Raw genomic sequence first — 21,824 nt, forward strand, 5'->3', positions numbered from 1 at the left:
GCCCATGGGCAGCAGAGGCGCCGCCGAAGGCCGTCAAGGCCTCGGCGGCGCGTCACCCTGCGCTTGGCAAGAGGTCGTCACATATCAGAGGGGACGCCCGAGCGCCGTGGCCAGCGAGACCGCGACCGCCATCACGGCGAGCTCGAGCCCGGCCCACACGATGAGTGGCGTGGGCTGCTGGCGCGCCACGCGGTCGACCACGGAAGTACGGATGTACGCCCCCGAGCAGCCGAGCAGGACCATGCAGGCGAGCTTGCCCATCACCAGCCAGCCGGCACCGGTCTGTGTCAACGCGTCGAATGCCTCTCCGAGTGACGGCGTCACGTCGCCGGTCAGCCGGGGCGCGGCCAACAACAGGCCGCTGACCGCCACCAGCGCGAAACTCGCCTCGGCGACCCGCGAGAACCGGGGAAGAACGACGGCCAGCGCCTGCCGGTCGGCGCTGATGATCAGAGCGGTGATTGCCAGTCCGCCCACCCAGAGTGACGCTCCGGTCACGTGGAGGGCGCTGGCCGTCATCAGCAGCAACGGCGGCTCAGCCTGCGAAGCGTGCCCGCTCATCGACACGGCCACCAGGCCCGACAGTGCGATCAGCAAGCCCACGTCCGGTGGCAGCGACGGCCGCCGCAAGCGGGCAGCCGAATAGGCGGTCAACGCTCCCGCCGACCCGGCGCTGATCAGCAGTGCGACACCTAGGCTGACGTTTCCGCCGTAGCCGAGCACGCCGCCGACCGGCACCCGTAGCTGGCGGAGAGAGATCTCCGCCGCGTTGAACCAGAGACCCAGCAGCGCCGCGACCGCCCACACTGCTGCGGCCCACACCGCCGCCGCTGAAGTACGTCGGGCCAAGGCAGGGGCACGGTCGCGACCAGCCTCACCCAGTAGCACCAGCACCAGCACGGAGCCCACAGCTCCGATCGCGCACACGTTGGCGATCCAGCGGAGCAGCGGGATCCCGGTGCGCACCACCACCGACGGCTCCGGAATGCCGACGACTGGCTGGGGCAGCGTGACCAGGATCCCGAAGGCAAGCACGACGAGGCTCGCGCCGACAAGCGCAGAGACCTGCAGGAGCCAGGTACGTTCGTTCATGTCGCATCCGTTCGGCGTGCGGTCTTGCGACCGACAGCCCCGACGCACACCGCGATCGCGGCCAGCATCGCGATCCACAGCCACGTGGGCATCGCTGCCAGACCACGCGGCCGATCTACGTCGAACGCCGTCATCGCGGTGGAAGCGGACGCGGTGGCTGCGGACGCGGTGGAAACGGTGGAAGCGGTGGAAGCGGTGGACGCCGACCGCCGGATGTTGATCGGCACTGACCCGGTGATCGGGTGACCGTCCGCTCCGAGCACCCGGTAGTGGATCTGGTAGCGGCCCGTAGGCCCGACCTCACTCATCGAGGCGGTCAGGGTGTTCCCGTTGATACGAGCACGACCACACGCCCAGTGGCTGCTCTGTGGTCCGGTCACCACTATTCCGTTAGCGCCGGGGAACGCTTGGATCGGCTGGTCGAAGGTGAGCACCACCTCCGATGGGCCGGCGAGCACGGCGCCGGCACTCGGAAGGCTCTTGACCAAGTGGGCGTGCGCGGACGCTGGCGCCGCTGCGAATAGTATGGGAATCAAGAACGAGAGCGCGAAGATCGTCGCTGCGAACGCCGTGGCGAGGCGCTGCGATCCGCGTGTTGAAGCATTCGACATTGCTTCCACCTAAGCGAGGTTTCGAGAGTCATCGAACTAGGGGTGGTCCATGTGCCCGTGATCCGGCTCGTGGTTCTTCCCGCCGTCCGTGTCGGTGCCGACGCGGGAGTGGCTGCGATCACCGTGGTCGCCGGTGGCGACGACGAATGGGATGGGGTGGCGGCAGTGCTGCGGGCGATAACCTTCTGCATGGCGAGTACCCATTTTGTGTTCGCGAACGTGCACGACGATGTGCATTGGTTGGTTCCGAAAGTTGGCACTTATAGTTGAACTCAGACCGGTTGCGGAGCAGTTACGCATGCGAATGTCGCCGGTAACAAAGAAAAGTGCTGAGTGAAGTGCTCTTAACGCTGGTGTTCAGGGAATTGGGGTGGCTGCAACACCCCCGTAACGCCTTGTTGTCGTTCACCCTTTTCCGCCGCTGGCGCGAGTGCATTGTGAAGTGATAATGCCCATACGGGCTGGGGTATCGACTTATCGAAGGAAGACTTTTTGCCAATGCGCCTCGGGCGGTGAAGGAGCCTCTGACGCCCTTGGCAAGGCGGAAGTGGGTAACCTTTACGCGTACTTCTTCAGAATTGTTCGGGCGTGCCAGGTCGAGGCGGCACTCCTCGTCATCGCCCTGCTCCTGGCTGGCTTCCTGGTCAACAGGTCACCCACGGCGCCGCGGCGGAAGGCGACCCGCCGTCCGGCGCTCAGTTCAGGACGACCGTGCGGCGAGGGGGTCCGGGGCGTCTGCGGCCTCGATGGGGCGCCGCGACCAGTAGCTCGCCAGGATCGAGCCGGACACGTTGTGCCAGACCGAGAAGATCGCGGCAGGCAGCGCCGCGGCCGGTGAGAAGTGGACGGTGGCGAGGGCGGCGGCCAGCCCCGAGTTCTGCATGCCCACCTCGATGCTGATGGCGCGGCGGCTCGAGATCGGCATGCCGCAGACTCGCCCGACCGCGTACCCCAGGCTCAGGCCGGCGATGTTGTGCAGGACCACGGCGAGCACGACCAGGAGGCCGACCGAGAGCAGGGTGTCGGCGCTTCCGGCCACGACGGCGAGCACGACCCCGGTGATGCCGGCGACCGAGATCAGCGGAAGCACATCGATGACCTTCTCGATGAGACGCGGCAGCAGCAGCCGGAGCACCAGTCCGAGGAGGACCGGGACGAGCACGATCTCCACGATCGAGACGAACAGATCGCTGGCGGAGACGGGCAGGTCCTCGCCGATCAGGAAGAGGACCAGAAGCGGCGTCAGCAGAGGCGCGAGCAGCGTCGACACGGACGTCATCGCCACCGACAGCGCGGTGTCGCCACGGGCCAGGAACACCATGACGTTGGAGGCGGTGCCGCCGGGTGCGCAACCGACCAGGATCATGCCCGCGGTGAGCACCGCGGAGAGGCCGAGCGCGTTCGCGATGCCCCAGCCGAGCAGCGGCATCACGGTGAACTGGGTGGCGACACCCAGCAGCAGAGCCCACGGCCGCCGGCCGATGATCGCGAAGTCGGCGGGCCTGAGGGTCATGCCCATCCCGAGCATGATGATCTGGAGCAGCAACGGCACCTGGGCCGCCCACCCGTCGAAGGTGCTGGGGGTTGCCAGTGCGATGGCGCCGGCGATCAGGACGATCAGGGCGAACCAACGCCCCACGAAGGCGCTGACCTGTCGGACTGTGTTCATGACTCTTCCTTCCGAGACGATGGGTACGGAGTCGACCGGATGACCCGCCCGCCGCGAGATCCTCGCAAAAGGCGCGCGGCGGGCGGGGTGGGGGACCGGTTCAGGAGAGCCAGTCGAGCTCGCCGTCCACGTACTGGTCACCGAACCGGACGTTGTCGAAGCGCAGGTCCTCGACGTTCTCCAGGACCATCGGCGTCTCGACCTTCTCGACCGTGACGTCACGCAGGGTGACATCGCTCAGGGGTGCGTCGGCAGGCCCGTGGATGTCGAGGCCGGTCTTGGCGGAGGCGACGGTGATGTCGGAGAAGACGATGTCGCGGTAGACCGGCGGGTAGTTGCCGCCGAGCTCGCCGGGGTAGTCGAGCTGGAACCAGATGAAGGTCTCGAAGTTGCCGATCTCCATGTTGCTCACCCGGATGTGCTCGACCGTGCCGCCGCGGTCGAGATTGCCCTTGAACCGGATCGCCGAGGCACCGTCGCGCAGCACGTTGTCGGTGAAGTAGACGCCCTTGATGCCACCGGACATCTCGCTGCCCAGGGCGATGCCGTCCTCGCCGCCCATGTCGTTGCGGCGGATCACGACGTTCTCGCTGGGGCGGGCGATGGTGCGGCCGTCGAGGTCACGTCCGGACTTCACGACCACGGAGTCGTCGCCGGTCCGGAAGCGGTTCTCCTCGATCAGCACGTTGGTGCTCGAGTCGACGTCGATGCCGTCGTTGTTGGCCCGGTGGCTGTCGACGTCGAGTCCGCGCACGGTCGCCTGGTCGGTGTAGACGAGGTGGTTGATCCAGAACGGTGAGTTGGTGACCCGGTAGTCCTCCAGCAGCACCCGCTCGGCGTGGAAGAACTGGATGGCGCTGGGCCGCAGGAACGTACCCTTCCCGAAGACGCGCTCCTCGACGGGTACGCCGTCGAAGCCCATCTGGCGCAGCCGCAACTGGTCGGGCTTCTCGTCGGCCTTCCAGGCGTGGAACTCCGAGTCCTCGTTGCCGTCGATCGTGCCCGACCCGGTGATGGCGACGTCGTGCACGTTGTTGGCGTAGATCAGCGGCGAGTAGCCGTCCAGCTCGGTGCCCTCCCAGCGCGTACGCACCACGGGCAGGTAGTCGTCCGTATCGGTCCCGAACAGCAGCGTGGCCCCGTCGGAGACGTGGAGATCGATGTTGCTCGCCAGGTGCACCGGACCCTCGGAGAGCCAGGTGCCCTCAGGGAGTACGACCCGGCCGCCGCCGTCGGCCGACGCCTTCTCGATCGCGGCCCTGATCGCCGGCAGAGCGTCTGTCGTGCCGTCTCCGACAGCACCGAAGTCGGTGATCTCGTAGTCGCGATCGGGGATCGAGGGCTCCTCGATGCGGTCGACGATCTTCGCGATCGCGGCAGCATCCGGGCCGCGTACGGCCCGGTCCGTCTTCTGGTCTGCGACGGCCGGTGTGGTCGCGGTCAGCGAGCCGACCAGACCGAGGGCGAGCAGGAGGGGTGTCGCGCGCTTTCGAATGTGACGCATGCATGCTCCTCGAGAGCTCCGACGGCGGCCCAGGGCCGCCGCGAGGGGGACGGTGACACTTGTCACACTAGTGACCAACTTGTCATACGTCTATGCCCTCGCGGGGGTGGAGCATGGAGGAAGCCAGGTCCCGGCTGGCTGCCGGAACCTGGCTTCCTTGCGTGGGTTCTGGGTGGGTCAGGCCTTCTTGGTCGCCCAGAAGATCTCGGCGATCTCGTCGATCTTGGCGAGGAGCTTGTCGGCGACCTCGAGGTCGAGGGTGCCCTTGGTGCCGGAGGCGCCGGCGAGCTTGGTGGCCTCGTTGACGAGGGTGTGGAGCTGGGGGTAGGCCTCGAAGTGCGGGGGCTTGAAGTAGTCGGTCCACAGCACCCAGAGGTGGTGCTTGACCAGTTCGGAGCGCTGCTCCTTGATGATCACCGCGCGGGTGCGGAAGTCGGGGTCGTCGCTGTCCAGGGCCTTGGCGATGACGGCCTTGACGGACTCGGCCTCGATGCGGGCCTGGGCGGGGTCGTAGACGCCGCAGGGCAGGTCGCAGTGGGCCGAGACCTCGATGGTGGGAGCGAACAGACGCATGTTTGGTTCCTTCGGTGGTGTGGTGGAGAGACCGTCGAGGTCGACGGTCAGGAAGCCTTCTCGGGCAGGATGCGATCGAGGGTGCTGACCGACGGACCTAGCGACCAGTAGCGCCGGTCGTGGTGTAGGAGCGGGTCGGCGGACTCGCCGAGGCTGACCGCGTCGACCTCGAGCAGCACCAGCCATGCCTCGCCGGCGGGGATGACGCGGGCCACACGCCCGGAGAAGCTGGCCGCGGCGTCGTCCAGGGCCGGCGGCTCCCCGTGCGGGAGCGTCCAGCCCTGTGTGACCGTGAATCGCGGCGCGGTCCGGTCGGCGAAGGCTGCGGCCACCTGGGCCTGGGACTCGGTCAGGACGTGCACCGCGAGACGGTCGCTTCCGGTGAGTGCCGGCCCGGACCGCCCGGACCGGGAGACCGAGAACGACAGCATCGGCGGGTTGGCGCTGACCGAGGCCACGCTCGACACCGTCGCCCCGACGGGTCCCGTCTCGGTCGATGCGGCGACGATGGCCACGCCGGTGGGATATCGACGGAAGCCGGCCTTGAACTGGTCGGTGAGTGTGTCGCTCACACCCCCTCCTCTCTCTGTTGGCAGTGACGCTAAAACATCAAGTCCGGTTGAGGTCCAGTCATCCACGCTGTGATCGTCGACTCATCTGCTTGTCCATGGCTGGGATCATGGGGATCAGCGGGAGTGCAACTTGTTAGACTAGCTGCTCGCTTGTCATACAACTCGGGTTGGTGTGCCGACGTACGCCGATTCCGCTTCCGTCGCCGATGCCGTCGATGGACGCCGCGCCCGCTACGACTTCGAAGGTTTGACCTCGGTCGCCTAACCTTCCCAAAGAACCGCTCTGCCTCACGATCTAAGGAGTCCCTTCGTGGACGTCTCCCCTCTCATCTGGTGGTTGACCATCGGCATCGCCAGCGCTGTGCTGCTTTTCGATGTGCTCGTCATCGGCCGGCGACCGCACGAGCCTTCGCGTCGGGAGCTGATCGTCGCGCTGAGCGTCTACATCGGCCTGGCGATCCTGTTCGGCATCGGTGTCTTCGTGTTCTCCGGCCCGAAGTACGGCACGGAGTTCTTCGCGGGCTGGCTGACGGAGTACTCGCTGTCGGTCGACAACCTGTTCATCTTCATCATCATCATGTCGAAGTTCGCGGTGCCGAGGCAGTTCCAGCAGAAGGCGCTGCTGATCGGCATCATCTTGGCGCTGGTCTTCCGAGGCATCTTCATCGCCGTGGGTGCGGCGGCCATCGAGAACTTCAGCTGGGTCTTCTACCTGTTCGGCGCGTTCCTGATCTACACCGCGGTCAAGCTGGCCATGGAGGGCGGCGAGGACGAGGACGAGTACGAGGAGCCCGCCGTGGTGAAGTTCCTCGAGCGCCACATCCCGCTCACCTCGAGCTGGGACAGCGCCAAGATGTTCGTCCGTGAGAACGGCAAGCGGATCGCGACCCCGATGTTCGTGGTCATCTGCGCCCTCGGCACCACCGACCTGCTGTTCGCGCTCGACTCGATCCCGGCGATCTACGGTCTGACCAACGAGGCCTACCTGGTCCTGACCGCCAACATCTTCGCGCTGATGGGTCTGCGCCAGCTCTACTTCCTCATCGGTGGTCTGCTGGAGCGGCTGGTCTACCTCTCCTACGGCCTGGCGATCCTGCTCGGGTTCATCGGTCTCAAGCTCGTCTTCCACGCGCTCCACGAGAACGAGCTGCCGTTCATCAACGGTGGCCAGCACGTCGAGTGGGCCCCGGAGGTCTCCATCGAGGTCTCCCTCAGCGTGATCATCGGCATCCTGGCCATCACGACCATCCTGAGCCTCCTGAAGTCGCGCAGCATGACCGAGAAGGAGCGCGACGACGCCACCGGTCCGCGCAGCATGTGACGCTTCGTCGACAGTCCCGCTGAGCCGGGACAGCCCGCAGGCCCTCTCCGATCGGAGAGGGCCTGCGGTCGTTCTCAAACAGGCCCTAGGGTGAGCCCATGACCGTGGCAGCTGCTCCCGGACCCCGCTGGCTCGGGGACGCGGGCCAGGTCGCGTTGGCCGGGGCGCTGGCGCTGGTGCTGCTGCCGGTCGGGTGGACCTCGGTGGTCGACGGCGAGGTCAGCACGGCGTGGCAGATCGCGCTCCTGGTCGCGCTGGTGGCGCTTCACGCCGCCGTGGCCACCGCCCGGCGCTGGCCGCTGCCGTCGTACGCCGTCGGGGCTCTGGCCGAGCTGGTCCTGGTCGCCGCTCCGGATCTGGGTGGTCCGACGGCCGAGGCGGCGGGGAGCGCCTACGGGCCGGTGCTGCTGCCGAGCAGCCTGTGCTTCTTCGTGCTGCTCTACGCCGTGAGTGCGCAGGACCGGCGACCGTGGCCGGGGATCGTGCTCGGCATCGGGCTGGTGGGATGCCTGCTGACCGTCGTACGTCTGTCGGGGTTCGACGGCACCGGCCTGCAGGGGTGGACGTGGTGGCTGATGGTGGCCACCGCGACGGTGGCGGCCACGGTGGCGGCCTGGGCGCTCGGCCGGTTCCGGGCGACCCGCGCCGCGTGGATCGACCAGCTCGCCGACCGCGCCGCCGCCGAGGAGCGCCAGCGCATCGCGCGCGAGATGCACGACGTGGTCGCGCACTCGCTCGCGGTCGTGGTCAGCCATGCCGAGGCCGGCCGGATGGTCGTCGGGCAGCAGCCGGAACGGGCCTCGGGCATCCTCGACACCATCGCGACCACGGGCCGCGAGGCGCTCATGGAGATGCGCGGGCTGCTCGGCGTGCTCGGCGGCGAGTCCTCGACCGAGCCGCAACCGGGGCTGGCCGACGTCGGCGACCTCGTCGAGCGGATGCGTGAGGCAGGGCTGACGGTCCGGCTCGAGGCGGACGAGCCCGGTCAGGTCGCGCCTGCCGTGGGGCTGACCGCCTACCGCGTCGTGCAGGAGGCGCTCACCAACGTCACCCGCCACGCAGGTTCGGGAGCCGTCGCGACGGTGTCGGTGACCCGCACCGCACGCCAGCTCACGATCGAGGTCAGCGACGACGGCGTGGGGATCCAGCGTCCGCCCGGCCGCGGCCTGCGCGGGATGCGCGAACGGGTGGCGGCGGTGGGCGGAAGCCTCGAGGCCGGGCCGAGCGGCGATGGCTGGCGCGTGCGCGCCATGATGCCGCTGTGAACGAGGAAGAGACCCCGATCCGTGTCGCGATCGTCGACGACCAGGAGCTGATGCGCTCGGCGCTCCGGATGATGGTCGAGAGCCAGCCGGACCTCGAGCTCGCCGGGGAGGCGGCCGACGGACACGAGGCGCTCGCCCTGGTGCGTACGAAGCGGGTCGACGTCGTCCTGATGGACCTGCGGATGCCCCGCCTCGACGGGATCCAGGCGACGGCGGCGATCACCGGGGAACAGCCGGACACGCGGGTGGTCGCGCTGACGACGTTCGACCTCGACGACTACGCGTTCCCGGCGATCCGGGCCGGGGCCAGCGGCTTCCTGCTCAAGGACGCCCGGGCCGAGGAGATCGTGGCCGCGATCCGCACCGTCCACGCAGGTCACGCGGTGGTCGCACCGTCGACGACGCGCCGTCTGCTGGAGCACGTGGCGACCGCGCCGGCGCCCGACAACGGCCGGGGCGCCGAGATCCGGGCAACGCTGACGCCCCGCGAGCTCGACATGCTCCTCGAGCTCGCCACCGGCGACAGCAACGCCGAGATCGCCCGGCGCGTCCACCTCTCCGAGGCGACGGTGAAGACGCACGTCGGCCATGTGCTCGCCAAGCTCGGCCTGCGCGACCGCGTGCAGGCGGTCGTCCTGGCGTACGAGACGGGGCTGGTCGGTCCCCGGAGCTGAGTCTCATCCCAGAGGTTGAGAGGCCCGCGACCTGAGGGCGACGAACCCCCGGCGCTCGCGGACCAGTGTGGAGACATGACCACACACGCACCCATCAGACTCAGCCCGATCCGGACGGGCCCGATACCGTCGGGCGCCTACTCCTGCCAGTCCTGGCGCATCCACGAGATCACCCACGACTTCGAGCTCGAGGACGTCTGGGCCCTCCCGGTCCAGGGCGGACCCGACGACTTCCGGGCCTTCGTCGAGGCGATGATGAGCAGCGACGACCGCGACTTCCCGGCGGCGTACCGCCTCCTCTTCGCGCTCCGCTGGGCGCTGGGCCGGATGCTCGGCGCCGACGAGGCCGAGCACGGCCTCGGCGGCCGCGTCGCTCCGCTGAGCGACCGGCTGCCGGACGACCTCCGCGACCACCCCGCGCCCGAGCGCGACGACAGCCCGTTCCGGCCGCTCTATCTGACCGATCGCGAGTACGCCGCCGAGATCGCCAACCGCACGATGCACGGTGTCCTGCACCTCGGCTGGGTCCGGGACGAGAGCTCGCCCGACGGCTACAGCGCGCAGATGAGCGTGCTGGTGCGGCCCAACGGACTGCTCGGGGACGCCTACATGAGGTTCATCAAGCCGTTCCGCCACGCCATCGTCTATCCGGCCCTGCTGCGTACGGTCGGGCAGCGCTGGGACATGGCCAGGAGCGTGGCCTGATGAGCGCCCTGATGGAACGTACGGAACGTACGCAGCAGCGCTCCGTCGTGCTGCGCGCTGCGCCCTGGGTGGCCGGCGCCTGGGCCTTCGTCTTCGGCGCCCTGGCGGGGCTCGCCCTGCTGGGCAGGGCGCCGGACCCGTGGGTCCCCGATGCGGCTTCGCCGCTCGGCGCTCTGAGTGGCACCCAGATGTCCTGGGTGATAGCGGTGCTCGCGCTCCTCGCCCTGGTTGCCGGGGGCGCGGTCGCGAACGTGCGGACGCGGGGTACGACGAGAGCGACAGGGTGGCTCCTGATCGTTCTCGGGCTCGTCATTGCCGTGGTCGTCTCGGACGTCCGCGCGCTGATGTTCCTCGGCTATCTGCCTCAGGTCCTGCTTGCGATGGTCGGGCTCGGACCGGGCGCCGGACAGCTCGAGTGGGGTCTTTTCGTCGACTCGGGTGTCGCTCTGGCGCATGCTGCTGGCGGGCTGGCCATGGTCGTCGCCGGTGTCACCCTGCTCGGGAAGGCCGAGCCTGGAAGGCGTCTGGACTGGGGCCGCTGGGCACGCTGGGGGCGTCCTGCGGTGGCGGTCGCTGTCGTCGTACCTCTTCTCTACGCCGCTACCCGGATCGCCTGGGCGCTGGACATCCCGCTCGGGATCAGTCGCGAGATGCTGGATGACCTCGGGGAGGCGAGGTGGTCCGGCTTCGGGCTCGCGGCCTTCGCCGTGGTCGGGGCGGTTCTGACCTGGGGTTTGGTGGCGCGCTGGGGCGAGGTGTTCTGGAGCTGGGTGCCCCGTATCGGCGGCCGTCCGGTCCCGGTCGCGATGGCCCTCGTGCCGGGGATCCTGGTCGCCGGCACGGTGATGTCCGCCGGGATCTCCTTCTGGCGGATGGCGATCGCGGACGACCTCTGGACGGTCCCCGGAGCCACTTCTGACTGGGGCGCATGGGCGCCGGAGATGCTCTGGCCGCTCTGGGGCGTCGCGCTTGCCGTCGCCTGCCTCGCCTACCTGGGAAGGCGCACCGCGGCACGCGGATGACGTACGGATCCCGCTTGACCTGGAATCTGGTCAAGCGGGATCGGTGCGTTCGGGTGACGATCAGGGCTGGGCGGCGCGGACCGGTTGCCCGGGTCGTTCGACCGCGGCCTGGATCCGGCGCCCGGCGATGTCCGAGAGCCAGCCGAGGCAGGCGCCGACCACCAGCGCGATGAGCGTGCCGCCGAGGTCGAAGGAGGTGCCGAAGAGGACTGCCGTCCCGGCGAAGGCGCCGGGGATGAAGGACAGCAGATCCACGGCCGCCTGCAGGCACAGGATGAACGCGACGACCGTGACCACCAGGGCCACCGCGCCGGTGAAGGTGGCGTACGTCAGGACCAGGCTCGCTCCGTACCCCCACAGTGCGCCGGCGAGGTTGGCCGCGAGACCTTTCTGGAAGCCTTCACGTCCACCTCCGGCGGCGAAGTAGCAGGCCCAGGCGACGAACCCGACCCAGGTGATCAGCGTGAGCTCGATGCTCACCTGGGTCCAGATGCCCGCGAGCACGCCGACCGAGATGCCGATTCCGAGGAGCTTCTTCATGTCGTCGCCTCCTCAGGGGACCAGGATCGCGCGGCCGCGGACCCGGCCGGCGTCGAGGTCGGAGATGGCGGACTGGAAGTCGTCGAGGTCGTACTTCTGCGTGTGCAGCGTGACGGCCCCGCGAGCGGCGAGCGCCATCAGGTCGCACAGGTCGTTGTAGGACCCGACCAGGTTGCCGATGAAGTTGATCTCGGCGGAGATGATGTCGATGGTCGGCACATCGATGTTCTCGCCGTAGCCGACGACGTGGTAGTCGCCCGCCTGGCGGAGCATCCGGACACCTTCCGCGGTCGCACCGCCCTCGCCGACGAAGTCGACCAGGACCTCGGCGCCGTGGCCGCCGGTGAGCTCGAGCACCTGGTCGACCTGCGTGCCCTCAGCGACGACGCCGTGGTCGGCACCGATGTCGAGGGCGAGCTTCACTGCGTCCGGGTTGCGGTCCACGACGATCAGCTCGGCTGGGCTGAGCGCCTTGAGGACCTGGACGCCGATGTGGCCGAGCCCGCCGGCGCCGATGACCACGCACTTGTCGCGCGGGGTCAGGCGCCGGGCCGCCTTCGCGGCCGCGTGGTAGGCGGTCAGGCCGGCGTCGGCCAGGGCGGCCACATCGGCCGGCTCCAGCGAGTCGTCGATCTTCACCACCGAGCGCGCGGAGGTCTTCAGATACTCCGCGTAGCCGCCGTTGGTGTCGATGCCGGGGAACTGGTTGAGCTCGCAGTGCACGTCGTCGCCCGAGCGGCAGGCGCGGCACAGCCCGCAGGTGATCAGCGGGTGCAGGATCACCTTGTCGCCCTCGGCGACGTTGGTGACGGCGTCACCGACCGCGTGCACCCACCCGGCGTTCTCGTGGCCGATCGTGTAGGGCAGCGTGACGCCGGACTTCTCCTCCCACTGCCCCTCCAGGATGTGCAGGTCGGTGCGGCACACGCCGGCGCCGCCGATCCTGACGACGACGTCGAACGGCCCGGTCGGCTCGGGGGCCGGGACCTCGGCCATCGCCAGCGGCTGGTGGTAGCCGACCACCTGGACGGCTCGCATGGTGCTCATGATGATGCTCCTTCTCGGTGCAGGTCGGTCAGAGGTACGAAGGCGGGCGAGGTGACCTCCTCGCCGTAGCGCGTGGCCAGCAGGCCGCGGCAGAAGTGCGCGTTCCCATCGATCGAGATCCGGGTCGAACGCGCCCGCCGCAACGCCAGCGGGATGTCGCCGGGTCGCTCGTTGTCGTGGTCGACCAGGACGTACGCCTCCGGCAGGTCGGGCAGCCCGAGGACCGCCCGGCGCCGCCGGAGCGAGGCGGTGAACTCGTCGTCGGGCAGGTCCTCGAGACGGACCTCGCCCACGGCGTCCTCGGCCAGGTCCGGCCGCCCCCTCAACAGCCGGGTCAGGCAGCGCTCGAGCGCCGCCGTGTGGGCCTTGCGGTGGAACGTGGTCCGCAGCTCGTCCAGGGACGACTCGGCCTCGTGAAGGAACGTGCCGAGATAGCCGGCATCGGCCGCCAGTCCGGCGTTGATCAGGTCGGAGTCGTGGTGGTCGTCGAGCTCGACGACCACCTGGTCGGGCCACGGCAACGCGGTCAGCGCGTCCTTGGCGTCGCTCGCCATCAGGTAGGCGAAGTTGGGCGAGCAGAACGACGTCGGCAGCCGCAGGTGGACCTCGACCCTGACCGTCTCGCCGTCCGGCGCGGTCGGGGAGACGGTCAGCGACCGGACGAAGCCGAGGTCGGTGATGGGCTCGTCGAGCTCGGGGTCGACGACGGCGTGGAGCGCGGCGTACGCCTCCGCGGCGCGGGTGCTCTCCTGGGTCAGCAGCGACATGTCACACCGCCGCGAGGTCGGCCCGCTCGGGCTCACGGGGACCTGTCGCGGTCTCGTCCGCCTCGGGCAGCCGCAGCTCGGCGGGCACCTCGATGTCGTACATCTTCGCGGCGTTGAGGCCCAGGATCTTCTTCTTCTGTTCGACCGTGAGCGGGGCGTACTCGGTCATGTCCTCCGGGATCTGGAAGTCGACGAACCGCTCGATCAGCCACTTCGGCGTCCAGATCGCGTAGTCGGAGGAGAACTGGATCCGGTCCTCGCCGATCCAGTAGACGAGCTCGCCGAGGATCTGCGCGAAGTAGCGCGGCCGGGTGTGGATGAACGGCATCGCGACCGCCAGCCCGCCGTGCACGTTGGGCTCCTGGGTGGCGATCCAGCAGAAGTCCTCCAGCCGTGGCAGGCCGACGTGCTCGACGATGAAGTTGAGGTCGGTGAAGTCGCTGGCGACGTGGTCGATGTCGGCGACGTCGAACGCGTCGCGGTCCAGCGGCCGGATCGTCGGGCCCTTGTGGATGTGGATGTTGGTGATCCCGAGCTCGCGGCAGGCCTCGAAGTAGCGGTACGCCCACGGGTCGGTCAGCTTCCAGCCGCGCGACTCCCCGTGCCACTCGGCGGTGTAGAGCTTCACGCCTTTGAGCCCGAACCGCTCGGCGTCGGCGTGGAGCTGTTCGAGCCCGGCCTCGCCGTTGCGTGGGTCGAAGTGGTGGTTGTACGTCAGCTTGTCGGGGTGCTTCGCGGCCAGCCGTGAGGCCTCCTCGGTCTGCCCGAATCCGTTCGTGTAGAACTCGCCCAGGTGGGCCGGCTGGAAGATCGCGTGGTCGACGTAGCCGACCTCGAACAGGTCGTGCATCAGCCGCTCGCCGCCCTGGTAGAGGTAGTCCTCGTAGGACCAGTGCTCCGACTCGGGGGAGAGGTTGCGGTGGTAGTCGTAGAAGCAGTCGATGAACTGCTTGCCGTGGATGTTGCGCTGGTTCTCCGGACGGGCGTCCCAGAGCGCGACGTGGGCGTCGACGATGAAGTACGACTCGTTGTTCTTGGTGTACATCGGTTCCTCCGATCTGTGGCTTTCGTCACAGGACGCTAGGGCGGCTGCGACGCGCAGATCAGGGGTGCGGCGTCTCAATGTGAGACCTCGACCGTCTCAATCTGAGACGCTGCCCGGCTGTCTCCGTCGGCCCGCGGATGTAACGTCGATCACATGACAGGGCGTCATCCGATCGCGCAGCGCACCGCGGCCGTCGACGCGTCGGCACTGGCGCCACGCGTACGCGCCTCCTGGCAGCGCAGCCAGGAGTACGGGGTCTCCGTCGAGGAGGTCGACCCGGTCTTCTCCGGCGCCTACGACCAGGAGTCGCTCTTCTTCCAGTGCGGCCAGGAGGTGCTCGACGACCTCCACCGGACGCTCGTCGGCGAGCCGGTCAGCCTGATGCTCACCGACCCCGTCGGCCTGGTGCTCAACCGGCTCAGCGGCGACCAGCAGCTGCTCCGGGACCTCGACGCCGTCCACCTGGCGCCGGGGTTCAGCTACGCCGAGCGCGCGGCGGGCACCAACGGGCTCGGGCTCGCGCTGGCCGACCGGACGCCGACGGTGGTCCGGGCCGAGGAGCACTACTCGCTCTCGCTGTGCAGCTACACCTGTGCCGCCGCGCCGGTGATCGACCCGATCAGCGGACGCCTGGAAGGCAGCGTCAACCTGACCACCTGGTCGGAGTCGTCCCACGATCTGCTGCTCGCCCTGGCGCAGTCGGCGGCCAGCAACACCGCGTCGCTCATGCTCGCCCGCGCCCACGGCCGGTTCCCGCGACCGGCTCCTCGCGGCGAGGTCTTCCGGGTCGAGGCGCCCCGGCTGGAGCCGGGCGCCGGCAGCCTCCGCGACCTCTCCTCCGCGTGGTGCGAGGCGCTGGGGAGCGTCCGCGATGCGCTCCGGGTCGGCCGGCGGGTCGCCGTGGTGGGGGAGCCGGGGGTGGGGCGTACGACTCTGGTCGCCCAGGCGTTCCGCGACCTGCGGCCCCGCGACCGGATCCTGGCGGCCTCCGCCCCGGAGCCGGCCGACGCCGAGGCCTGGCTGTCGCTGTGGACGCCGGAGCTCGCCAAGCAGGACACCGCGGTGGTCGTACGCGACGTGAACACGCTCCCCGCCTGGGTGGCCGAGCGGCTGCACGCCCTCCTCGTCGAGGCGGCGCCCGGGGCGGTCGCAGGGGTGCCGTTCGCGATGACCGCCGAGACCTTCGACGGCATTCCGGCGGCCCTGGCCGATCTCGTCGACACCGTGGTCGAGGTGCCGCCGCTGCGGGAGCGGCCCGAGGACGTACTTCCGCTGGCGCATCAGGTCGGGCTGCGGGTGCGAGGCCGGGAGATCGCGCTGACCCCGGCTGCGGAGCGGGCGCTGCACGACCACGGCTGGCCGGGAAACGTCGCCGAGCTCGTCCATGTCGTCCAGCGGGCCGTGAGCGCCGGTGACCTGATCGACCTGCGTCACCTTCCCGCCGACGTACTCTCCGACACCAGGCGGCCGTTGTCGCGCATCGATGCCTTCGAACGGGGCGAGATCGTCCGCGTCCTGACCCGACCGGGGATCACCATGCAGGAAGCGGCCGCGGAGCTCGGGATGTCGCGCGCCACCGTCTACCGGAAGGTGCAGCAGTACGGGATCAGGCTTCGGCCGAGCTAGTCCGCGGGGGAGTCGAACTCTTGGCCAAGTCCAGGAAAACTCTCGGCTGAGGCCGGGGCGTCAGGGGTGCTCACCAGGGACCATGGACCCATGCGTATCCGTCCCCCACGCGCCGGTCGCCAGCATTTGAACCATCTGACCGGACAGGGCGGACCCGCTCTGAGCGGCCAGAATCTCGCCGGCCGGCTTGTCGAGCAGCACCCGTTCTCCCCTGATGAGGCCTCGAGCATCGTCGCGCAGGTCGCGCGGCTCCTCGCCTCAGCCCACGCCGCCGGGCAGGTGCACGGAGACATCAGACCGGCCAGCATCGGGTACGGCCCCGACGGCCGGATCGCACTGCTCGGTGCGCCTGCGCCCCGCGGCGGGGAGGGCCTGCCGTACATGTCCCCCGAGCAGATCGACCGCCAGCGCATCGGCCCGGCGAGCGACATCTACTCCCTCGGCGCGGTGTTCTTCGAGCTGCTCGCCGGCCGCCCGCCGTACGCCGGGCTCGAGCCCGAGCGGGTCGGCACACTGGTGACCGTGCCCGGCCACCTCGATGGCATCACGACCGCCATGCTCGACCCGGACCCTGCCAAGCGTCCCCGAGCCGACGAGGTGGCGACGGTGCTCGAGAGCGGCGTCGCTCCGCCGCCGAAGCGGATCGTACGTCCGCCCGACATCAGGGGCCCGCGGCTCTCGCCCACGCTGCTGGGTGTGCTGATGGTCCTGGTCCTGCCGGGGTTGGTCTTGGGTGGTTGGGGCACGCTCCGGGCCGGCGACACGATGTCGAGCGTCGGCAGCGCCGCGCCGCTGGCCAACATCTTGCCGACCAGCTTCGAGCTCGCCTTCGATCTCTCGATCGAGCGCGATGCGCTCCGGACCGACGCAGCGCTGACCGAGGACTTCCTCCAGATCACCGACCGGTCCATCGAGGCCTGGACCGCCGAGGTCGCGAAGCTGGACACCGCCGGCGATCCGGGTCTGCGGCGGCGTACGGAGAGGTCCGCGGCCGCCCTCGAGCGGCTCTCGGACATCCGCGCGGCTGCCCGGGCGGGGAACAGGGCCGGCAAGCTGGCGGCCGTCGAGCTGTACACGAACGCGGTCAACGGGCTCTTCGACCTCGCCGCCGAGCTGCCCTCGTTCCGGGATGACGAGCTGGCGAAACAGGCCCGGAACCTGGAGCTGATCGGGTCCGTCTCGGAGGTGCTTGGATTCGAGCGGAGGATCATGGCGAACGCCTTGCGGAACGAGCGGATCAGTGCCCAGGGCATCGCCGACCTCAGCGCGGCCCAGGACTCCTGGGCGACCCACTCGGAGTCGATCTACACTCGCGCCGATGCCGCGACGCGGCAGCGGCTCGACAGGATCTCGGGCCGGTCGTTCGAGTTCGGGTCCTACGCGGTCTCCTCCCAGCGTGCCGTCATCCGGGTGCTCAACGCTCGTGACGTCGAGGACGTCGTCAGACAGCTGGAGGACAGCGCCGACGGCAGGTCCGTGGAACAGCTCTGGCTGGCCGATGCCGCCAGCTACGTCCAGGACCTCAAGGAGGTGGTCGTCGACGCCGCCAGCCGGCTCGCCGACGACATCGAGCGCGAGCACAGGGACGCCCAGAACCAGACGATCGCCTGGGGAGTCTTCACCGGCATCGTGCTGGCGGTGCTGGCCGGGCTCGGGGTCGCGCTGCTCCGCGCGCGAGGGCGATCAGTTGATGCGTAAACCGGCGACAATAGCAAAGATCGGCGGATTTCATCGGTGCGTACACGAGACGCACGGGGTGTGAGTCCGACAACATATGCGCATGCGAACGCGCCCCCCGATCGCAGGCCGGTACCGCCTGCACCGACTGCTTGGCCGCGGCGGGATGGGCGAGGTCTGGCAGGCGGCCGACATCAGGCTCGAACGCTGGGTCGCCGTGAAGGTCGTGGAGACCTCTGCCGACCCCAAGGTGACCGAGCGCTTCCGGCGTGAGGCGCTCTCGACGACGGCGGCCAGCCACCCCGGCACGGTGCAGGTGCACGACGTCGGGGTCGAGCAGACCGAGTACGGCAGCATCGTCTACCTCGTCATGGAGCTGCTTCCCGGCCCGACGCTGGCCGACCGCCTGGAGAAGCAGGGGCGGTTCACCGTCGAGGAGGCGAGCGAGGCGATGGTCCAGGTCGCGCGTACGCTCACCGCGGTCCACTCCTCCGGGATCATCCATCGCGACATCAAGCCGTCCAACCTCGTCTACGACGGCGACGGCCGGATCCGGGTTCTCGACTTCGGCATCGCTCAGCTGGCAAGCCACCAGGCCGAGCGGCTCACCTCGACCCGCCATGTGATGGGGAGCCTGCCCTACATCTCGCCCGAGCAGGCCGCCGACAACGTGGTCGGCCCGCCGAGCGACATCTACGCGCTCGGCTGCGTGTACTTCGAGCTGCTCACCGGACGCGCCCCGTACGCCGGCTCCGAGCCGGTCTCGATGATCTACCAGCACGTGACCGCGCCCGTCCCGCACGTCAACGACGTGGTCACCGTGCCGTCCCATGTCGACGAGTTCGTGGCGTCGATGATGGACAAGGACCCCTCCCGTCGACCCACCGCGGGCGAGGTCGTCGCCTTCGCGCGCCGGCCCGAGGTCGTGCCCCCGGTTCCGGCCGGCAGCCGCGAGCTGCCCGCCGGGCTCAAGCCCCTGGCGCTCTCATCGTCATCGTCCACGTCCTCGGCCGCCTCGGTCTCCTCGGTTTCCTCGGCCGCCTCGGTCTCGTCGGTGACGGCGGTCGCCGGCGTGGTCGAGTCGGCGCAGCGTACGCCTCGGTCTCATGCCGCCCCGAAGCCGAGGTTCCTCCGCACCCGGGTGCTCGGCGTGCTGCTGGTCCCGGTGTTGATCGCCCTGGTGCTCGGCGGGCTGACCTTCGCCGATGCGCTCGAAGAGCGTGCCGTCTCCAGTCGCGCGGTGATGATCGCCGGAGCGCTCCCGGAGAGCTACGAGCTCGGGATGGACCTCATCTTCGAGCGGGACGCGCTCGGCTCCGACCAGGTCCCGGACGCGGTCCGGCAGGCCTATCGCCAGGTGACCGACGACTCGATCGAGGCGTGGCACGACGACATCACCAAGGTCGACCTCGCCGACACCCCGAGCCTGCGGGAGCGCGTCGAGCGCACCTACACGGTCCTCAAGAGCATCGACGCCTACCGCACCGACCTCGAGGAAGGCGACAAGGCGAGCACGGAGGCGGCGGTCGCTGCCTACACCGACACCGCCTACGAGCTGCTCGACTTCGCGACCGAGATGCCCAACATCCGCAACGAGAACATCTACAAGCAGGTCACCAACCTCAAGTACGTCAGGTCGGCGTCCGAGTCGCTGGGGATCGAGCGCACGGTGATGGTGCCCGCGCTCATGACCGGGAAGATCGACGAGGAGTCGATGGAGGCGATGAGCGAGGCGCGTACGTCCTGGCAGCTCACCTCACGCTCGTTCTACGGCGACGCCCCGAAGGCCACCCAGAAGGCGCTGGACAAGATCTCGGACGGCACCTTCGCCGACGGATCCCGGGGCCTGGTGTCGCAGAACGCGGTCGTCCAGGTCATCAACGACGGCTCTCTCGCGGGCGCGGTCCGGGACCTGGAGTCCCACGCTCCGGGGCGGCCGGCCGCGCAGGTCTGGTCCGAGGACATGACCCGCTTCATCCAGCTCCTCAAGGACACCATCGTGTCGATGACGCTGATCGTCTCAGACGATGTCGGCGAGGAGCACCGCGGCATCCAGACGAAGGTCGTCCTGAGCGGGGTGCTCGCCGTCGCCGCGCTCCTAGCCGCGATCGCGCTGCTGGCCGGGATGTACCTCGTCCGCCCGCTCCGCGGGCGCCGGCGGTCCGTCGAGAGCTGAGCGGCGAGACGTCGTCAGACGAGGGTGCTGAGGCTCGAGACCAGGGCTTCCCAGCGGCTGTCGACGTCGAAGCCCATCTGGCTCAGCAGCGCCCAGCCGAAGCCGACGACGGCGTAGAGGCTGATCGGGGTCATCACGACCCACTCCCGGATGGAGCCGGCGTCGCCGAGGATCGGGAGGGCGAAGTGGCCGCCCCGGGTCCACATGTTGTCGAACGGCAGCCACTTGTTGCGCCGGACCCACCTCGGCGGTTTCGGTGCGATCGGCCAGAACAGCGGGATCCCCATGGTGGTCACGAAGTCGCCGAGCAGGTGCACGACGCAGCCGAGGGCAACGGAGAAGGGCATCCACCACCACTCCTCGGGGGCGAAGATGGCGATCACCGCCGCCAGGGCCACCGCCGGGATCCATGGCCAGTGGACGCCCTTACGGGTGAGCTTCAGCGCGTCCATGGCGAAGGCGACCAGAAGGACGCACATGATGCCCGGGCCGATCAGGACGCTGCCGAAGCGTTCGGTCTCGAGCGAGAGCTTCCCTGCGCCCCAGGCGAGGGCGGTGAAGGCGAGTACGCCAAGGATCGAGTGGGTGCCGTTGCGGTGGCCGCCGGAGATCTGTCCGACGATCTTGGTCAAGCCTTCGGAGACCGGTGGCAGCGAGTGGGCGATCGTGCCGTTGTGGTGGTCCGCGTCCGGCAGCAGCGCGGCGCCGGCGCACACCAGGGTGCCGGTCATCACGCCTATGTCCGAGACGCCGGGATACCACCCGAACGCGATCGGTGCCGACGATGTCACTGCGATCCACGCGGCAGCCCCAGAGGCCGCGTGATGCCCGCCCATCATGTGAAGTTGTGTCCCTCTCCAGTGTTCCCCCGCTGAATGACCGCGGACGAACGTACCGGTCCTCGGGCCGCTTCGCGTGCGTCGGGGTGGTGTGTCTGGTGACGAGATTCGAATCACTGTTCGAGGGCTGATCCGAGGCGTGAAAGGGGTGCGGTCGGGGCGGCAACCTGAATAGGATGCCCGGTCATGACGACTCCCGGCACCCACGGCAGTGCCCGCCGTGCGCCGTGGACGTTCGAGACCAGTCGGTGCGCCGCGACGGTGACCCCTGAGGCGATCGAGTTCCGGTTCATGGTCACCGCGCCCGACGGCTCGCTCAGCGAGATGCTCCTCTCGGTCGGCCGGCACGACATGCCGACGCTGCTCGAGGAGATCGCCTTCGAGATGCCCGAGGCGCTGGAATGGATGTCTGCCGCGATCATGACGGTCGCGCGTGACCGGCGCCTGGCCGAGGAGGCCTCGTCGGTTCCGCACCAGCGCGGGGCATAACCTCGGGCCGAGCAAGGTTGTCCCCCTGCACCGCAACTCGATCGAGGAGAGACCCGTGACCACCACGTACGACTTCGAAGTGACGGCCGCTGATGGCAGCACCGTCTCGCTCAGCGACTACAAGGGCAAGCTGCTGCTGATCGTCAACGTAGCCAGCAAGTGCGGTCTGACGCCGCAGTACGAGGGCCTCGAGGCGCTCTATCGCGCCACCAGCGACTCCGGCGTCGAGGTCATCGGGTTCCCGTGCAACCAATTCATGGGTCAGGAGCCCGGCACCGACGACGAGATCCAGGAGTTCTGCAAGACGACCTACGACGTGACGTTCCCGGTCCTCTCCAAGGTCGATGTCAACGGGGAGAACTCTGCTCCGCTCTACGAGTTCCTGCGTGCCGAGGCGCCGGGCGACATCCAGTGGAACTTCACCAAGTTCCTCATCGGTCGCGAGGGCGAGGTCGTCAAGCGGTACGAGCCGCAGGTGACGCCCGAGGAGATCCAGGCGGACCTCGCGCAGTATCTCTGAGGCGATGCCGGACGGCGCTCGATCCCGATGACCGCGGGGTCGGGCGCCGTTTGGATTAGATAGTTGGGCAGAAGATAGTTCGGTATCGGA

Annotated in this window: 22 protein-coding genes; 11 read left to right on the top strand and 11 right to left on the bottom strand. The window is 69.0% G+C overall.

The window, feature by feature from the left end:
- Positions 1–84: 84 nt before the first annotated feature.
- Together OG801_RS18325 and OG801_RS18330 are read right to left on the bottom strand one after the other, a co-directional pair.
- A complete protein-coding gene (locus tag OG801_RS18325; RefSeq protein ID WP_406030327.1) occupies positions 85–1,092 on the bottom strand; it encodes a copper resistance D family protein in 1,008 nt (335 codons plus the stop codon).
- The gene (locus OG801_RS18330; RefSeq protein WP_406030329.1) at positions 1,089–1,703 is read right to left on the bottom strand and encodes a copper resistance protein CopC; all 615 of its coding nucleotides are present in this window, start codon (positions 1,701–1,703) and stop codon (positions 1,089–1,091) included. The genes OG801_RS18325 and OG801_RS18330 overlap by 4 nt, the downstream gene beginning before the upstream one ends.
- 57 nt (positions 1,704–1,760) lie before the next feature.
- Between OG801_RS18330 and OG801_RS18335 the strand changes: the two genes are divergently transcribed.
- Positions 1,761–1,973, top strand: coding sequence for a hypothetical protein (locus OG801_RS18335; RefSeq protein ID WP_406030331.1), 213 nt, complete (start codon positions 1,761–1,763; stop codon positions 1,971–1,973).
- A gap of 430 nt (positions 1,974–2,403) precedes the next feature.
- Here OG801_RS18335 and OG801_RS18340 read toward each other — a convergent pair whose 3' ends face one another.
- The 4 genes from OG801_RS18340 to OG801_RS18355 form a co-directional block, all read right to left on the bottom strand.
- Positions 2,404–3,372 carry a bile acid:sodium symporter family protein gene (locus OG801_RS18340; RefSeq protein WP_406030333.1) on the bottom strand — a complete coding sequence of 323 codons (969 nt, stop codon included), beginning with the start codon at positions 3,370–3,372 and terminating at the stop codon, positions 2,404–2,406.
- 100 nt (positions 3,373–3,472) lie between these two features.
- Positions 3,473–4,876 (bottom strand): glycoside hydrolase family 28 protein, encoded by a 1,404-nt coding sequence (locus OG801_RS18345; protein ID WP_406030335.1) that lies wholly within the window; start codon positions 4,874–4,876, stop codon positions 3,473–3,475.
- 177 nt (positions 4,877–5,053) lie between these two features.
- Positions 5,054–5,449, bottom strand: coding sequence for a superoxide dismutase, Ni (sodN, locus tag OG801_RS18350; RefSeq protein WP_400459977.1), 396 nt, complete (start codon positions 5,447–5,449; stop codon positions 5,054–5,056).
- Positions 5,450–5,496: 47 nt separating this feature from the next.
- Entirely contained in the window at positions 5,497–6,021 is a 525-nt protein-coding gene (locus OG801_RS18355; RefSeq protein ID WP_406030337.1) for a flavin reductase family protein, read from the bottom strand.
- 310 nt (positions 6,022–6,331) lie between these two features.
- Between OG801_RS18355 and OG801_RS18360 the strand changes: the two genes are divergently transcribed.
- The 5 genes from OG801_RS18360 to OG801_RS18380 all read left to right on the top strand — a co-directional run bounded on the left by OG801_RS18360 (position 6,332) and on the right by OG801_RS18380 (position 11,008).
- The gene (locus OG801_RS18360) at positions 6,332–7,342 is read left to right on the top strand and encodes a TerC family protein (protein WP_355022117.1); all 1,011 of its coding nucleotides are present in this window, start codon (positions 6,332–6,334) and stop codon (positions 7,340–7,342) included.
- Positions 7,343–7,440: 98 nt separating this feature from the next.
- Positions 7,441–8,607 carry a sensor histidine kinase gene (locus OG801_RS18365; protein WP_406030340.1) on the top strand — a complete coding sequence of 389 codons (1,167 nt, stop codon included), beginning with the start codon at positions 7,441–7,443 and terminating at the stop codon, positions 8,605–8,607.
- 50 nt (positions 8,608–8,657) lie between these two features.
- Positions 8,658–9,281 (top strand): response regulator, encoded by a 624-nt coding sequence (locus tag OG801_RS18370; protein WP_406036287.1) that lies wholly within the window; start codon positions 8,658–8,660, stop codon positions 9,279–9,281.
- 75 nt (positions 9,282–9,356) lie between these two features.
- Positions 9,357–9,986: a DUF2867 domain-containing protein gene (locus OG801_RS18375; protein WP_406030342.1), complete on the top strand. Its 630-nt coding sequence runs from the start codon at positions 9,357–9,359 to the stop codon at positions 9,984–9,986.
- On the top strand, positions 9,986–11,008 hold the full coding sequence (locus OG801_RS18380; RefSeq protein WP_406030344.1) for a hypothetical protein: 1,023 nt from the start codon (positions 9,986–9,988) through the stop codon (positions 11,006–11,008). Before OG801_RS18375 ends, OG801_RS18380 begins: the two co-directional genes overlap by 1 nt.
- Before the next feature lie 60 nt (positions 11,009–11,068).
- Here OG801_RS18380 and OG801_RS18385 read toward each other — a convergent pair whose 3' ends face one another.
- The 4 genes from OG801_RS18385 to OG801_RS18400 are packed head-to-tail and all read right to left on the bottom strand — an operon-like array spanning position 11,069 to position 14,407.
- The gene (locus tag OG801_RS18385) at positions 11,069–11,548 is read right to left on the bottom strand and encodes a DUF1097 domain-containing protein (RefSeq protein ID WP_406030346.1); all 480 of its coding nucleotides are present in this window, start codon (positions 11,546–11,548) and stop codon (positions 11,069–11,071) included.
- Between the two features lie 12 nt (positions 11,549–11,560).
- On the bottom strand, positions 11,561–12,595 hold the full coding sequence (locus OG801_RS18390; protein ID WP_406030347.1) for an NAD(P)-dependent alcohol dehydrogenase: 1,035 nt from the start codon (positions 12,593–12,595) through the stop codon (positions 11,561–11,563).
- Complete coding sequence (locus tag OG801_RS18395) at positions 12,592–13,362, bottom strand: iron-sulfur cluster assembly protein (protein ID WP_406030349.1); 771 nt, start codon at positions 13,360–13,362, stop codon at positions 12,592–12,594. The genes OG801_RS18390 and OG801_RS18395 overlap by 4 nt, the downstream gene beginning before the upstream one ends.
- A 1-nt stretch (position 13,363) precedes the next feature.
- A complete protein-coding gene (locus OG801_RS18400) occupies positions 13,364–14,407 on the bottom strand; it encodes an amidohydrolase family protein (RefSeq protein WP_355021730.1) in 1,044 nt (347 codons plus the stop codon).
- Positions 14,408–14,560: 153 nt separating this feature from the next.
- Between OG801_RS18400 and OG801_RS18405 the strand changes: the two genes are divergently transcribed.
- The 3 genes from OG801_RS18405 (at position 14,561) to OG801_RS18415 (ending at position 19,886) form a co-directional block, all read left to right on the top strand.
- Positions 14,561–16,033, top strand: a complete 1,473-nt coding sequence (locus tag OG801_RS18405; RefSeq protein WP_406030352.1) for a GAF domain-containing protein — start codon at positions 14,561–14,563, stop codon at positions 16,031–16,033.
- A 90-nt stretch (positions 16,034–16,123) separates the two neighbouring features.
- The gene (locus OG801_RS18410) at positions 16,124–17,731 is read left to right on the top strand and encodes a serine/threonine-protein kinase (protein ID WP_406030354.1); all 1,608 of its coding nucleotides are present in this window, start codon (positions 16,124–16,126) and stop codon (positions 17,729–17,731) included.
- A gap of 82 nt (positions 17,732–17,813) precedes the next feature.
- Entirely contained in the window at positions 17,814–19,886 is a 2,073-nt protein-coding gene (locus tag OG801_RS18415; RefSeq protein ID WP_406030355.1) for a protein kinase domain-containing protein, read from the top strand.
- A gap of 14 nt (positions 19,887–19,900) precedes the next feature.
- Here OG801_RS18415 and OG801_RS18420 read toward each other — a convergent pair whose 3' ends face one another.
- Positions 19,901–20,677, bottom strand: a complete 777-nt coding sequence (locus tag OG801_RS18420) for a metal-dependent hydrolase (RefSeq protein ID WP_406030357.1) — start codon at positions 20,675–20,677, stop codon at positions 19,901–19,903.
- A 234-nt stretch (positions 20,678–20,911) separates the two neighbouring features.
- On the opposite strand from OG801_RS18420, the gene OG801_RS18425 reads away from it, so the two are divergent.
- Together OG801_RS18425 and OG801_RS18430 are read left to right on the top strand one after the other, a co-directional pair.
- Positions 20,912–21,214 (top strand): hypothetical protein, encoded by a 303-nt coding sequence (locus OG801_RS18425; protein WP_355021735.1) that lies wholly within the window; start codon positions 20,912–20,914, stop codon positions 21,212–21,214.
- Between the two features lie 55 nt (positions 21,215–21,269).
- Positions 21,270–21,734 carry a glutathione peroxidase gene (locus OG801_RS18430; RefSeq protein ID WP_357357456.1) on the top strand — a complete coding sequence of 155 codons (465 nt, stop codon included), beginning with the start codon at positions 21,270–21,272 and terminating at the stop codon, positions 21,732–21,734.
- Positions 21,735–21,824: the final 90 nt, after the last annotated feature.

Origin of the sequence: Nocardioides sp. NBC_00163 (assembly GCF_045206295.1) — a bacterium.
Classification (GTDB): Bacteria; Actinomycetota; Actinomycetes; order Propionibacteriales; family Nocardioidaceae; genus Nocardioides.